This is a genomic window from Nocardioides euryhalodurans (genome assembly GCF_004564375.1).
GTDB classification, from domain to species: Bacteria; Actinomycetota; Actinomycetes; order Propionibacteriales; family Nocardioidaceae; genus Nocardioides; species Nocardioides euryhalodurans.
On sequence record NZ_CP038267.1, the window covers coordinates 157,181 to 171,337 of the forward strand.

A 14,157-nucleotide genomic window follows, 5' to 3' on the forward strand; every position below is an offset into this window, starting at 1 on the left:
TTCCTCCTGCGGAAGCTCGGGTTCCTGGTGCTGATGCTGGTCGTCCTGTTCCTCGGCTACCTGGCCGTTCGGGCAGTGGTCCCGGCTTTCCAGGAGGCCGTGGCACAAAGGGAGCGGCTAGAGGTGGTGAGCGAGGAGCAACTCGCTCTCAAGGCCGAGTTGGAGGAGCTGAAGAAGGCCGAGATCAAGCGTCGCGATGAGATCTGCGGCTTCTGGGAGAACCTCCTGGCGAAGCCCATGCCCGGGAACGCCTGCAAGGCCGCAGAGGAGGCGGTCGAGGAGGTGGAGGACCAGCTGGCCGAGGTCGAGCAGAGGATCGATCAGGCGAAGGCCGAGGAGGGCGACCTGCGGGAGGCCCAGGAGTCCGGGCCGGGGTGGCTCGTCGACCAGTGGGACAAGGTCTGGAGATGGCTCCTCGGGATCGCCCTGCTCGCCATCTTCCTTCCTCCGGTCGTGCGCATCGTCAGCTACGTCCTGCTGATGCCGCTGGTCACGGCGACGCACAAGCGGATCCGCCTGACAGCTGCGTCCGAGCACGGCGCCGCCAGCCTCCACGCCGGTCCGGCCGAGCGGACCCTGACGCTCAGCCTGGCCCCGGGCCAGGTGCTCTCTGTGCGGTCGCAGCACCTCCGGCCGGTGCGCGGCACGGTTAAGGGCCGACTGCTCTATGACTGGACCGCACCGTTCATCAGCTTTGCGGCCGGACTCTACGGGCTGAGCCGGGTTATCGGCGACGAGGAAGGCACCGAGGCGACGCTGGCGACGCCTGACGACCCGGACTCTTACCTGATGCGCATCGACTTCGCCGACCACCCCGGTCTGGTGATGCATCCGAGGCACCTCGTCGGCGTCATAGGCACACCGGAACTGGAGACACGGTGGCGGTGGGGCGTCGCCGCCCTCGCGACGTGGCAGGTGCGCTACATCATGTTCGTCGGCACCGGCAGCCTCATCGTCCAGGGCAGCGGCAACGTCGAGGCGACCAGCCCCGGCGATCGGCCCATGAAGATGGAGCAGAACCTGGTGATGGGCTTCGACTCCCGCCTGTCGGTCGGCGTGAGCCGCACCGAGGTGTTCTGGCCGTACTTCTGGGGCAGCACGCCACTGGTCGACGACGAGTTCACCGGCCCGTACCCGTATTTCTGGCAGAAGTCGAGCGACCGCGGCCCCACCAACCCCATCGTCAAGGCGTTCAACGCACTCTTCTCGGCCCTCGGCAAGCTGCTCGGCTTCTGAGCACCCAACCGAGCGACGGAGACCTGAGCGATCATCGTGGTTCCGCAAGTGCCAACGGAGCAGGCTGCCCCGTGGCTGGGATTGCCCGACCTCCGCGAGCGTCGGGCGAAGGAGTGGACGGTGATCGACGGACAGGCCGAGGTCCTCCGGACGCACGGGATCGGCGTACAGGCCGTGGCTGCGGGTCGGTAGCCATGGCCGGGGACTTCGTGATCGCTCGCCATCCGACTGGAAGAACTGTCATCGAGCACGTCTTGAGTTCGTGTGATCGGACTGGTTCCCAGTCTACCCGCGCCGCGCGGCAGGGAGGGCCGTAGTTGTTTGCGAGCGTCGGTGACCGCTGACACGAGGGCTCGGATTGGACTCGCTTTGATTCGCAAAGGGCCGCAGCGGCGGGCCGTCGCTGGCACGCCCATATCTGTATCGTCGCAGGTCAGCGGTCACTTTCTCCCCGGCGGCCGCAATGGATCGCAATCAGTCGCGATCACGCTCAGCGCCATGTGTCTGTTCCCGATGACGCATCACGTCGAATGCGTCGCTTTGCTCACGAAGAGCTGCTCTGACCTGCGGTGATGCGATTCCCGCGCAGCAGGTCCAAAGCCGAAGTCTGGCCTTGAGGCTCACTTTGAGGCCCTGATGGCTCGCTTTGAGGCCGCGGAGCGGGCGCTGCACCGGGGGCCGCTATCCAGCCTCGTGGGGGAGTGCAGTCGCGGCGGATTGACGCGGATCACGGACGCTCAACCATTCTGTTCCGGCGGATCGCAGGACGACGTGCCCGCGGCCTTGGGTGGTCCCGACATTTCAGGCGGGGCCTGGTGGCTCGTGGGCCATCGAGGTTTGCGGCCGCTCGGTGGTCAAGAGAATGGCGAGGCGACGGCTCGAGCGCACTTCGTCGAGCACTCACGCCCGCTCGCTCGGCTCGGCGACCGCAACGGCCGCTGCTTGCATGCGCCACTCCAGGGCGGGACGCGCTGCGTCGAGCAGGCACCGGATCGCCGAGGAGGGGCCACCCCCGGACGTTGTCGGGGTCTCCCCCACGAGCACCTCACCCGTAGGGTGGCGACGCTCGTGGACGCCGACCGCGGCATGTCAGCTCGTCAGTGAAGGAAATGCATGTGCCGAGTACTCGCCTACATCGGACCCGAAGCCCCGCTCGAGAGCCTGCTGCTCACACCGTCGAACAGTCTGGTCAACCAGGCCCTCGACCCTGAGCACTACCCAGATCTCCAGCTGGCAGGCTGGGGATTCGGTGCCTGGAGCGAGCACCTGCTCGAGCCGGAGGCCCCATTCATCTACCGCCGGCCCATGGCGGCCTTCTACGACGACAACGCCGACGGCATCATCCCGAGCCTCCAGGCGAGCACGATGCTTGCCCATGTGCGGGCAGCCCTGTACAACTCGTCGACCGTCCTGGTCGACGAGAACTGCCACCCCTTCTCCTTCGACGAGACCCCCTGGATCATGGCCCAGAACGGCGACCTGCCGAACTGGATGCTCCTGCAAAGGGAGTTGCTGCGGCACTGCGAGGACAGATACCTGAAGCAGATGCGGGGCTCGACGGACACGGAATTCCTCTACGTGCTCCTGCTCTCCCTGCTCGACGGCGACAGCGACCAGGACGTCCAACGCGCGATCGAGGCGATGGTCGGACACATTGCCCAGGCAATGAAGGACCTCGACCTCCCTGCCCTGACCAAGCTGAAGCTGGCCCTGGTGTCGCCGAATCGGATCATCGGGGTCAACGTCGGTCTCGGGCACCAGGGCGAGACCAACCCGGTCGGCGACTGGAAGAAGCTGCGGGAGTCCGGCCCGGGCACGGACGACTTCGCCCTCTCGATGCTCCTGGAGCCGATGTACATGCTGATGGGTAGCCACGTCCCGAGCGACGACACCACCTACGACTTCGAGGCGTGCGACGAGGACGAGGCGACGGCCGCCATCTTCGCCTCCGAGGCCCTGACGGACGACGCCGAGGGCTGGTCGTACGTCGAGTTCGGCGAGATCGTGTTCCTCGAGAACACGGGCGGGCAGGTCACCAGGACCGTCAGCAGGTTATCGGTCTAGGCGCGCCCGACGTCAGCAGTCGGGCGTTGCCGCCCATGCCTACGCGCCCACAAGCGACGGTTGGACGCACGGCGGTGCCGGGTGATGCTTCTGCACACTCGGCAGCGCACGGCATGCTGGAGGCTGACCTGTTCGCTCACACGCGAGGGACGACATGCCCGTCTTCGATGCGCGAGTGGCCGCAGATGGACCTGGCCGGTTCTTCGCCGATCACCCTGTCGTCTACCGGCTCTCACTGGCCGGGTCCTGTGGCGCTTCCGCCTATGCACTCCGGCGCGTGGGAGGTCCAGGAAGCGATCGGCGGCGCCCGCTGTGGGCAGCGCTGGCCGTGTTGGAGGCGGGGATCACCGCGGGCATCATTCGGGCCAGGAACTCGGCCGTGCATGCGGCGAAAGGACGCGCTGACATCGCCCTGAGCGCACCCGCCATGACCGGAGTGCACATCCGACGACTTTGGCGTGACCTGGAATCCCGATCCCGCCCTCGGCCGCACTGTGCACCTTCGCGCGACGCCTCCACGTGGTGAGAACCTTCCGCACGGGGCGTGCTGACCTCGCCTGGATGTGATTGACGTCACAGTGCACGGGCGTCACGATGAGGCACCGGGACGCTGCGGCCGGCCCGGTGCCGAACTGGTCGCCGGGCCGCGGTTGGGGGAGAACATGAAGCGTCCACTTGTCGGGATCATCGGCGCCGGAGCGGTCGTCCTGGCCGCGAGCCTGCCAGCGGTCTCGCAGCCTCCGTCGAACAACAACAACTCCGCGAAGCTCACCCGGGCGGTGACGGTCGGCGGCATCCTCGAGCACGAGCAGGCGTTCCAGGCGATCGCCGACGGGTGGGGTGGCGGCAACCGGCTGTCGGGCAACGCGGGCTACGAGGACTCCGCGGAGTACGTCCATGACCGGCTCGCGGCGGCCGGGTACGACGTCGCATATCAGGACTTCGACTACCAGCTCGACTTCCTCGCCGACTGGCAGGCGCCGATCCTCGCGGTGGAGGGTGGTCCGGCACTGGTGCCCGGCATCGCCGGTGCGCAGCCCGGCGGCGACTTCGGCAGCATGTACAAGACCACACCTTACGGAACCGACATCACGGCGCCGGTGTGGGCGATCGACCTGGCGCTCGAGGACCCGACGACCACGACGTCCGGGTGTGAGGTGTCCGACTTCGACGGCGTGCCCGATGGCGCGATCGTGGTGGTGCAGCGTGGCAATTGCGGAGTCGCGACCAAGATCTTCAATGCGCAGGACTCGGGCGCGGGGGCGATGGCGTTCATCAGCGCCGTCCCGGGGGACAGCGGCACGGTCTGGTTCAACTTCGACGGCGTCGACATCCCCACCGCTGCGATCACCCTGGAGGCCGCCACCACGCTGGTAGATGGAGTCGCCGATGGTGACACGGGCAGGGAGGCCCGGTTCCGTATCGATTGGCGACCCGGCACGTACACCACGCGAAACGTGATCGCGGAGACGCCCACCGGCGACCCCGACAACGTGATCGCCGTCGGCGCGCACCTGGACAGCGTCGGGGTCGGCCCGGGCATCAACGACAACGGGTCGGGCTCCGCCTCGATCCTCGAGATCGCCGAGCAGATGCAGAAGGTCAAGCCTCGGAACAAGGTGCGCTTCCTGTGGTTCGCCGCCGAGGAGTCCGGGCTGCTCGGGTCCGAGGCGTACGTCGACAGCCTGAGCGAGGAGGAGCTCGACCGGATCGCCGCGATGCTGAACTTCGACATGGTCGGCTCGCCCAACTTCGTCCGGTTCGTCTACGACGGTGACCTGTCCGACTCCGTGCCGCCGCCCAGCGGCGCACCGGAGGGGTCGGCGGCGATCGAGGAGATCTTCGTCGACTGGTTCGACTCCCGGGGCCTGGCCTCCGAGCCGACCGAGTTCAGTGGCCGGTCCGACTACGGCCCGTTCATCGAGGCGGGGATCCCGGCCGGCGGCCTGTTCACCGGCGCCGAGGGAATCAAGACCGACGCGCAGGCGGAGATCTACGGCGGAACCGCGGGGGAGCAGTACGACCCGTGCTACCACCTCGGCTGCGACGACATCGACAACCTCAGCCTGGAGGCCCTCGACCAGATGAGCGACGCAGCGGCCCACGCGACGATCACGCTGGCCCAGAGCACCCAGGCCGTGAACGGCGAGCGCGGCAAGGGCAACTTCAACACTCCGCCGGGTCACGACGACGTGCCCGAGCCGGCGGCGCTGACCGGCCACTGAGCGACGCGGGCGGGGCGGCGCCCCGGCGCCCCCGCCCGTGGGCGGGGGCGCCCCCGGTGTGCGCTGCCGCCAGTGTTCCCGGCTCGGTTCGAACCAGCGGCCGGGACTGCTCTCACGGACTCCGTGCGAGCGGAACTGGCAGCAGGTGCTCGGCGTCGCCGTCGCCGGCCTCGCCCGAGGGCCCCGGGCGCCGATGCTGCTCGCGGTCCTTTGCGGCACCGCCGCCACGGCGCTGTTGCGACTGCTGCAGCTCGCAACGAAACGGGCGGCGCGTGCGGCAGGTCGGCGCGGCCGTGGGGTTCAGTCAGGCCGTCCTGAGCGGGAGAACGAGCTCGAGCAGCTGCTCCGAGGGCGGTAGCCCGAGCTCCTCGGCGAGCAGCCTCTCGTAGACGTGGAACTGGCGCAGGGCGGCCGGCCGGCTGCCTTCCAGCAGGTGCGCGGAAATCAGCGCCGCATGGGCGGGCTCGTAGAGCGGTTCGATCCGAATCGCCGCGCATGTCAGGTCGATGGCCCGGGCGTACATGCGTCGTCGCCGGTCTGGGTGCGGTCGTCGCGGTATCGGTGACCGTGTTCACCGTCATCCGGGCCATCGGGGTGCTCTACCTGGTGTGGCTCGGCGGTCGCGCCCTCTGGTCGGCCTGGCGGGGTGACGTCGGGGACCTCGAGGACGTGTCGCGGCCCGGTCGCGACTCGGGTATGCGTGCAGGTCAGGGGCAGTGTGATCCGGGAGTGCCACCACACCCATGCCACGCGATGCCCGACCCTGGCGGCGAAGGCGACCTGCACCGGAGCGCGCACCGGCCGGCCCGGGAGCTCGATCTCGGGCACCCGCTGGTGCGGTCACATCGTGATGGCGACCTTGCCGCGGATGGCCCCGTTCTCAAGGCGCTGCACCGCGTAGGCCGCACGCTCGAGCGGGTAGCAGCGGTCCAGGGCAGGCATGAGCTGGCCGGACTCGACGAGCCGGGCGAGCCGTTCGTAGTCGGTGCAGCGTTCACGAGCCAGCAGCAGGACGAGGCGTTGGCCGATGAAGGGGGAGAGCAGCGCTCCGCCGACCTGTCGACGCATACCCGTGATGACGCCGCTGCTCTCGCCGCCGACGAAGACAGCCGTCCCGCGCGGCGTCAGGGCACGACGCAGCCGACCCACGGGCGGGTTACCGGCAATGTCGAGGATCAGGTCGTAGCGGCGCGTGCCGTCGGCCCAGTCGTCGCGGCTGTAGTCGATGACGTGGTGGGCGCCGAGGGCGGCGACGTGGTCGAGCTTGGCGCTGCTGCACACGCCGGTCACGTCGGCGCCCAGGCTGGCGGCCAGCTGCACCGCGTAGCTGCCGACGCCGCCTGAGGCGCCGGTGATCAGCACGGACTGGCCGGGCTGGACCTTGCCTGCGTCGGTGAGTGCCTGAAGGGCGGTGCCCGCCGAGATCGGGATGACGGAGGCCTCCGCGAAGGACAGGCCGGCCGGCTTGTGCGCCAACCGGTTCTCGCCGGTGACGGCGAACTCCGCGAAGGATCCGGGCGCGACCCCGTAGACCTGGTCGCCGGGGGAGAAGCGTGTCACGTTCGCACCGACGTCCACGACGGTCCCGGCGACGTCGCGGCCGGGCACTGGGTTCTTCGGTCGGCGGATGCCAGAGGCGAGGCGCACGGCGTACGGCCTGCCGGTCAACAGGTGCTCGGTGCCGCGGTCGAGCCCGGCGGCGTGCACGCGGATCAGCACCTGGTCGTCCCGGACGACGGGGCGAGGCACCTGCGCGAGTCGCAGCACCTCGGAGTTGCCATAGCGGGTCTGGGTGACGGCCCGCATGGCGTCGGTCGACGTGGCGGTGGCTTCGTGATTCATGGAGCGTGTCCTTCTTGTCGGGTGTGCAGACGGGGGTGGGGGATCAGATCGGGGGCATGGGGTCGTACTGGATGTAGCGACGGACCTCGCGGGCACGCTCGACGTCGGTGAGCCGCGCCACGAGGTGCAGGGCCATGTCGATGCCGGCGCTGACGCCGGCGCTGGTGATGAGGTCGCCGTCGTCGACGAAGCGTGCTGCGACGTCAGTGATGATCGTGGGGTCGAGCTCGGACAGCAGGTTCAGGGACGCCCAGTGGGTGGTGGCCCGACGGCCCGTCAGCAGGCCGGCGGCCGCGTAGACGAGGCTTCCGGTGCAGACCGAGGACATCAGGGGCACCGAGTCCCGGAGGCTGCGGACCCATCCGAGGTGGTCGGGGTCCAGGAGCATCGGCCTGGTGCCGGGCCCGCCCGGGTGGATGAGTACGTCGAGTGGCGGAGCGTCGTCGAACGAGTGGTGCGCCCCCAGCACGAGGGACTTCGCACCGACGACGGGCGCCCCGTCGGCCGACAGGCAGAAGGCGTCCCAGCCGTCCTCGGGAAAGGTCTGGGTCCAATGGGAGAGGACCTCCCACGGGCCGACGGCGTCCAGCTCCTCCACCCCGTCGAAGACGAGGACGCCGATCTGCCGACGCGGCGCCAACCGCGTGGGTCGGTCGTGGGCGGGGTCAGTGGGGGACTGGGGGTGCATGGGGCCTCCTCGTGGGCGATCGTCAGGTGGGGCGCGATGACGCCCGACGTGACCGATCCTGCGGGCTGGACCGGTGGGGTCGCCCCGGTCAAAATGCCGGGTTGCACGGAATACTCGGGCTCGTGAGCGTGTACGTGCGGCACGTGCTGGTCGGCCGGGGCCCCGAGCGGGCGCTCCTGGCGGAGATCGTCGACGCTGCCCGCCACGGGACGGCCGGCAGCGTCGTCGTACGAGGCGAGCCGGGCGTCGGCAAGTCTGCGTTGCTCGACGCGATCGTCGCCGACGACGACGCAGCCACCGTGGTGCGCACCCAGGGCCTCGAGGTCGAGGCGCCGCTCGCCTTCGCCGCACTGCACCGACTGCTGCGTCCGCTCACCCGTCTGCGCGAGCAGCTTCCGCCTCCTCAGGCACGTGCCCTCGCGGTCGCGTTCGGGGAGGATGACGGCCCTTCGGTCGAGCCCTTCCTGGTCGGTGTGGCCACGTTGTCGCTGTTGACGGCGGCTGCCGAGGAGAGCCTCGTGCTGTGCGCCGTCGACGACGCACACTGGCTGGACCCGGCCAGCGCGGCAGCGCTGTTGTTCTGTGCCCGGCGACTCGGGGCGGACCGGGTGGCCATGGTGTTCGCGGCGCGCGACGCTGCGGGGGCGGTCTTCGAGGCACCCGGACTGGCTGAGCTGCTCCTCACTGGTCTCGACGCCGAGGATTCCCGCGCCCTCCTGGCCGCCAGGCTGGGCGCTGACCCGGCAGACGAGGTTGCCCGACGGCTCATCGCGGAGACAGGCGGCAACCCGCTGGCCCTCCTCGAGCTGCCCGGCGAGCTCACGGCGGCCCAGCTCGATGGATCGGCCGCTCTGCCGACGACGCTTCACCTCACCGCCCGGGTCGAGCAGGCCTTGCTGGACCGCAGTCGTCGACTGCCGGCCCCGGTGCAGCGCCTGCTGCTGCTCGCGGCCGCCGACGACACAGGCCAGCCCGATGTGCTGCGTCGTGCGGGTGTCCACTGGGGACTGGACGATGACGTGGTGGAGCGTGCGATCGACTCCGGGCTGCTGGTGGACTCGGGAGGCTCGGTGTCCCTGCAACACCCTCTGGTGCGCTCGGCGATCTACCAGGCTGCCACCGCGGCGGACCGCCGGGGAGCTCACCGGGCGCTCGCCGGGGCGTTGGCCGGGTCGGGGCACGAGGACCGCGAGGTCTGGCACCGTGCCTGCGCCGCCGAGGGACCGGACGCCGACCTGGTCGACGCCCTCGAGCGGGTGGGGGAGCGCTCGCAACGCCGCGGTGGGCACCGTTCGGCACTGGCGGCGTACGAGCGGGCGGCGGAGCTGTCCACCGACGCCGTTCGACGCGCCCACCTGGGCTTCGCCGCGGCACGCAGTGCCTGGGCATGCGGGCAGGCGGCCCGCGCGCAGTCCCTGCTCGGCGCTGCCAGGGAGGGCACGGAGGACGCACTCCTGCTGTGTGACGTGGCACGGTTGCGCGGGCACATCGAGGTCAACATCGGCTCGGCCCCGGAGGCGCACCGGATGTTCGTGGACGCTGCGCACGCGGTGCTGCCGACCGACCCGGTCCGAGCTCTGGACATCGGCGTCGCCGCGGCCGTGATGCGCACCTTCGGTGCCGACAGCGGTACGCCGATGCACACCGATGAGCTCCTGACGGCAACCACCGCGGACCGCTCTCCGCGGACACGGTGCCTGCGGCAGATGCTCGTGGCAATGACCCTGGTCGCGGACGCGGACTGGGGAGCCGCAGCGGATGCGCTCGACGTCGCCCTCGAGATCGGTGCCGCTGTCGACGATCGCGACGTGCTGTGGAACCTCGGCAACGCCGCCCTCCAGCTCGGGGACGACGACCGGCAGCAGCAGTTCTACTCCTTCGCCCTCTCACGCGCGCGGGAGGTGGGCGCCGCCACCGCGGTGACCTACTGCCTTCAGCGGCTCTGCTTCGGGCACTGGACAAGGGGAGATCACGTCGCCCTGCGCGTCAGTGCCGAGGAAGCCGTGGCCCTGGGCGCGAGCATCGGCCAACCCGCGGTGACCGCGCTCCCGATCGCCTGGCTGGTTCTCCTGGCGGCCCAGCAGGACCGGGACGACTACGACGACCTGCTGCTGCGGCTCGAGGAGCTGGTCGCGGCGCATCCGCTGGGCATCATGGCGGATCCGGTGCACGACCTGACGCGGTGGGCCATGGGCATACGCGCGGCGAGCTCGGGAGACGCCTCCGGCGCCTTCCACCAGCTCGGCCGCATGAGGATGCCGGTGCTCCAGCGCCTGTCGGCCACCGAGCGGATCGAGGCCGCCGTCCGCGCAGGTGAGGCCGCGACGGCACGGGCCTGGGCCGAGGACCTCGCGGCCTTCGCCGAGGCCACACGTCGCCCGTGGGCGCTCTCCGCCGTGGCGTTCGGCAAGGCGCTCACGGCCGACGTCGATGCCGAGCTGCTGTTCGAGCGAGCCTTGTCGGACGCTGCCACCGGAGGTCGACCTCTGGACGTGGCGCGCGTCGAGCTGGCGTACGGCGAGTGGCTGCGTCGCAGCCAGCGGCGCGTGGACGCCCGCATCCACCTGCGTCGCGCCCTCGAGACCTTCCACGACGTCCGGGCCCAGTGGCTGGCCTCACGGGCGGAGTCGGAGCTGCGGGCCTCGGGAGAGACGGCGCGCAAGCGCGACCCCTCGACCCTGCTGCAGCTCACGCCGACTGAGCTCAAGATCGCCCAGCTCGTCAGCTCGGGCATGTCCAACAAGGACGTGGCCGCGCAGTGCTGGATCTCTCCGCGCACGGTGGCCTTCCACCTTCGCAACGTCTTCGCCAAGGCAGGTGTCACCTCGCGCGGCGAGCTGGCCGGGCTCGACCTGGGCTGAGTCGCTCGCTGCCCTGTCCGAGACATCCCGGCCATCTGACCGGGGTGACCGTCCGCCCGACCGACCACTCTCGACCGCAGTGCCACCACCCACCACTGCGAGAGCGAGAAGTCCATGAGCATCGACGTCCACCGCCGCGTCCGATCGAACGCCACGAGCCCCGGGGGCCGACCGGGTAGCCGGGTCGTCCTCGGTTCGCTGGCCTGTGGACTGGCTGCCGCCCTCCTCCTGACGATGGTGGTCCTCCCGGGGGCGACAGAAGGCGTGACGGTGGGTGCGGCGCTGGTGGGGTTCGGCCTCGGCTGGGCGATGCTGCACGTCCTCGGCGGGCGAAAGGGTCACCCCCAGCCCTGGGCCGTCGTGCTCGCGGTCGCGATGACATCGACCGGTGCTGCGCTGATCTCGCTTGCGCCCTCGGACCACACGATGAGCCTGCTCACGTGGGTCTGGCCGCCGCTGGCCCTGGCGTTGTCCGGGTGGACGTACGTCCAGATGCGCCGGCACCTGTCAGGTCCGGGTCGGTGGCTGGTGACGATCGCGCTGGTCCTCCTCGCCGCCGCCTCCGCGGGCGCCGGCCTCAGGAACGTCGCCACCGACTCCTTCGCCAGCACCTTCCCGGCGCCGGGCACGATCCGCTCCGTCGGCGACCACGACCTCCACCTCGACTGCCGCGGCCACGGCCAACCGACCGTCGTGCTCGTCAGTGGCCTCGGCGAGTTCTCCGCGTCGTGGGCGCGCATCGTCGACGGCGTCGCCCCCACCACGCGAGTCTGTGCGTACGACCGCGCGGGTCAGGGCTGGAGCGACGACGTCGAGCACCCCCAGGACGGCATTGCTGCGGCCGAGGACCTCCACGCACTGCTCGCAGCTGCCGGCGAGACGGGCCCGTTCGTGCTGGTGGGCCACTCGATCGGTGGCCCCTACGCGATGACGTACGCCGCCAACCACGCCGACGAGGTTGCAGGCATGGTGCTGCTGGACAGCACCAGCCCCGAGCAGTTCACCGCCATCCCCAGCTACCCCACGCAGTACGCGATGATGCGGCGCGCGTACGGCGTCATGCCCACGCTGGCGCGGCTCGGGCTCGGAGTGGCGCTGGCCGGTTCGCACCTTCCCGCCGGGGACGCGGCACCCGTCGACGCCATGTCGGCGACACCCCGCGCCGGGCGCAACGCCCGCGACGAGCTCTCGATGCTGCCCGTGGTCTTCGAGCAGGCTCGGGCGCTCACCACTCTCGGAGACCGACCGCTCGTCGTGCTGGCCAGCGCGGAGAACGCCCGCGACACCGATGGCTGGACCCGGGCACAGGAGCACATGGCAGAGCTGTCCAGCGACGCCGTCACCCGCGAGGCCGCTACCAGCCACGCCGGCATCGTCGAGGACCCGGGCGGAGCCGCAGCGTCCGTGCAGGCCATCACCTCCGTGGTCCGGGCGGTCCGCACCGGAACGCCCCTCACGACTCGCTGAACCCGCGCCAACCCCGTGGAACCCGGCCATTCGACCGGTTCGACCGACGTGGTGCAACGGCACCGTGGAGACACCAGGCAACCACGACCCAGGCGGTGAGGACGATGGACAGGATCTCGACGATCTCGGACACGACGCAGGTGCGGCCCCCAGCGGGCGAAACCACCGACGTCTGCTGGTGCGGTCAGGACATGGATCTCGTGCGAGGCCGTCACTGCCCCCGATGCGGCACCGCCCGCGCAGCCCGGTTCGACGCCCCTCTGCCCCGACTGGCCGCGTGAGGACAGCTCCATGAACGCCACGGTGACCAGCCCCTCATCCGTGACAACAGCGAGGATGACGCGACGGGACCGGGTCGCGCTCGGCCTGCTGGTGTCCGCGCAGTTCCTCGTCATGCTCGACACCTCGATCGTGAACGTCGCGCTGTCCTCGATCCAGTCCGAGCTCGGCTTCGGTCCGGCGGCCGTGACCTGGGTCGTGAACGCCTACGTGCTCGCCTTTGCGGGGCTGCTGCTGCTGTCGGGCCGGGCCGCAGACCTGTTCGGCCGCCGCCGCATCTTCGTCGTCGGGGCGTCCCTCTTCACAGTCGGCACCCTCATCGCAGCAGCGGCGGTCAACAAGGAGCTGCTGATCATCGGCCGTGTCGTGCAGGGGGTCGGTGCCGCCGGCCTCAGCCCGGCGGCCATGTCCCTGCTGCTGGGCACGTTCCCCGCCGCGCAACGCGCCAGAGCGATGGGGGCGTGGGGTGCTGCGTCGACGCTGGGTGGAGCCACCGGCGTCGTGAGCGGGGGAGTGCTCGCCGGCACCGTGGGTTGGCGGGCCGTGTTCCTGGTGACCGTTCCGGTGTCCCTGGCAGCCATTGCCCTGGCCCGGCGAGTGCTGGTGGAGGACGCGTCCGGTGCCCGACGTACCGTCGACTGGGCGGGCGCCGTCGCTGTGACCGGGGCGGTGATCACGCTCGTGCACGGTGCTGTCGATGCCGTCGACCACGCGTGGACCTCCCCGCGGGTCGTAGGAGTGTTCGTCGTCTCGATGGTCCTGATGGCGGCGTTCGTCGTCATCGAGCGCCGGGCCACGGACCCGCTGCTCCCGCTCGAGCTCTTCCGGTCCCGGCTGCTGCGCAGGGGCACGGCTGTTGCGTTGCTCGGGGGAGCGACCCGGGGCTCGACCTTCGTCCTGGTCGCGCTGTACTTCCAGCAGGTCCTGGCCATGTCTCCCGAGCAGGCAGGCTTCGCCATGGTCCCCACGTCCCTGACGGGGTTCGCCGTCTCGTTGGCCGTGCTGCCGCGCGTGTTGGGCGCGATCGGACCTGTGCGCAGCATGGTCCTGGGGCTCGTCGTCCTCGCCGCAGGGCACCTCTGGCTGGCGAACGCGCCAACCGGATCCGCGTACGTCGTCGCCGTCCTCCCGGGCCTGCTCCTGGTCGCGACGGGCGTCGCCCTCAGCTTCACCACCACCACCATGGTCCTCGCCTCTGCGGTGCCCGCCACCCACACCGGTCTGGCGTCCGGGCTCGCCGGCGCCTCGATGCAGGTGGGTGGCGCACTCGGGACGGCCGCCTTCATCGTCATCGGCATCTCGTCCGGTCGTCCGGACGAGGGCGCCCTCGACGCCGCGGGCTTCTCCGCAGCATTCACCGCAGCCGCGGTCGTCGCGCTGCTCACCGCTGCGCTGGGAGCGACGCTCGCGCGGCCTCGCTCCTGAGCCGTCAACCCCGGCCATGTGACCGGGGCGACCAGGTCGCGTCTCTTGCAGTCTCGAACTCACCGAACCA

At 70.4% G+C, this 14,157-nt stretch carries 9 protein-coding genes; 6 read left to right on the forward strand and 3 right to left on the reverse strand.

The window, feature by feature from the left end; translation table 11 throughout:
- The first annotated feature begins 27 nt into the window (after positions 1-27).
- The 3 genes from EXE57_RS19535 (at position 28) to EXE57_RS00735 (ending at position 5,525) form a co-directional block, all read left to right on the forward strand.
- The gene (locus tag EXE57_RS19535) at positions 28-1,236 is read left to right on the forward strand and encodes a hypothetical protein (protein WP_167305770.1); all 1,209 of its coding nucleotides are present in this window, start codon (positions 28-30) and stop codon (positions 1,234-1,236) included.
- A gap of 1,113 nt (positions 1,237-2,349) precedes the next feature.
- Positions 2,350-3,300, forward strand: coding sequence for a class II glutamine amidotransferase (locus EXE57_RS00730; RefSeq protein ID WP_135073078.1), 951 nt, complete (start codon positions 2,350-2,352; stop codon positions 3,298-3,300).
- A gap of 662 nt (positions 3,301-3,962) precedes the next feature.
- Positions 3,963-5,525, forward strand: coding sequence for a M28 family metallopeptidase (locus EXE57_RS00735; protein ID WP_135073080.1), 1,563 nt, complete (start codon positions 3,963-3,965; stop codon positions 5,523-5,525).
- Positions 5,526-5,829: 304 nt separating this feature from the next.
- Here EXE57_RS00735 and EXE57_RS00740 read toward each other — a convergent pair whose 3' ends face one another.
- The 3 genes from EXE57_RS00740 to EXE57_RS00750 all read right to left on the reverse strand — a co-directional run bounded on the left by EXE57_RS00740 (position 5,830) and on the right by EXE57_RS00750 (position 8,055).
- Positions 5,830-6,048, reverse strand: a complete 219-nt coding sequence (locus EXE57_RS00740; protein ID WP_135073082.1) for a BTAD domain-containing putative transcriptional regulator — start codon at positions 6,046-6,048, stop codon at positions 5,830-5,832.
- A 317-nt stretch (positions 6,049-6,365) separates the two neighbouring features.
- On the reverse strand, positions 6,366-7,367 hold the full coding sequence (locus tag EXE57_RS00745) for an NAD(P)-dependent alcohol dehydrogenase (RefSeq protein ID WP_244246930.1): 1,002 nt from the start codon (positions 7,365-7,367) through the stop codon (positions 6,366-6,368).
- 43 nt (positions 7,368-7,410) lie between these two features.
- Positions 7,411-8,055 carry a DJ-1/PfpI family protein gene (locus EXE57_RS00750; RefSeq protein ID WP_135073084.1) on the reverse strand — a complete coding sequence of 215 codons (645 nt, stop codon included), beginning with the start codon at positions 8,053-8,055 and terminating at the stop codon, positions 7,411-7,413.
- 122 nt (positions 8,056-8,177) lie between these two features.
- Between EXE57_RS00750 and EXE57_RS00755 the strand changes: the two genes are divergently transcribed.
- The 3 genes from EXE57_RS00755 to EXE57_RS00765 all read left to right on the forward strand — a co-directional run bounded on the left by EXE57_RS00755 (position 8,178) and on the right by EXE57_RS00765 (position 14,087).
- A complete protein-coding gene (locus EXE57_RS00755; protein WP_208542925.1) occupies positions 8,178-10,916 on the forward strand; it encodes a helix-turn-helix transcriptional regulator in 2,739 nt (912 codons plus the stop codon).
- A 114-nt stretch (positions 10,917-11,030) separates the two neighbouring features.
- Positions 11,031-12,383 (forward strand): alpha/beta hydrolase, encoded by a 1,353-nt coding sequence (locus EXE57_RS00760; RefSeq protein WP_135073086.1) that lies wholly within the window; start codon positions 11,031-11,033, stop codon positions 12,381-12,383.
- A gap of 336 nt (positions 12,384-12,719) precedes the next feature.
- Positions 12,720-14,087, forward strand: coding sequence for an MFS transporter (locus tag EXE57_RS00765; RefSeq protein WP_167305771.1), 1,368 nt, complete (start codon positions 12,720-12,722; stop codon positions 14,085-14,087).
- Positions 14,088-14,157 lie beyond the last annotated feature (70 nt).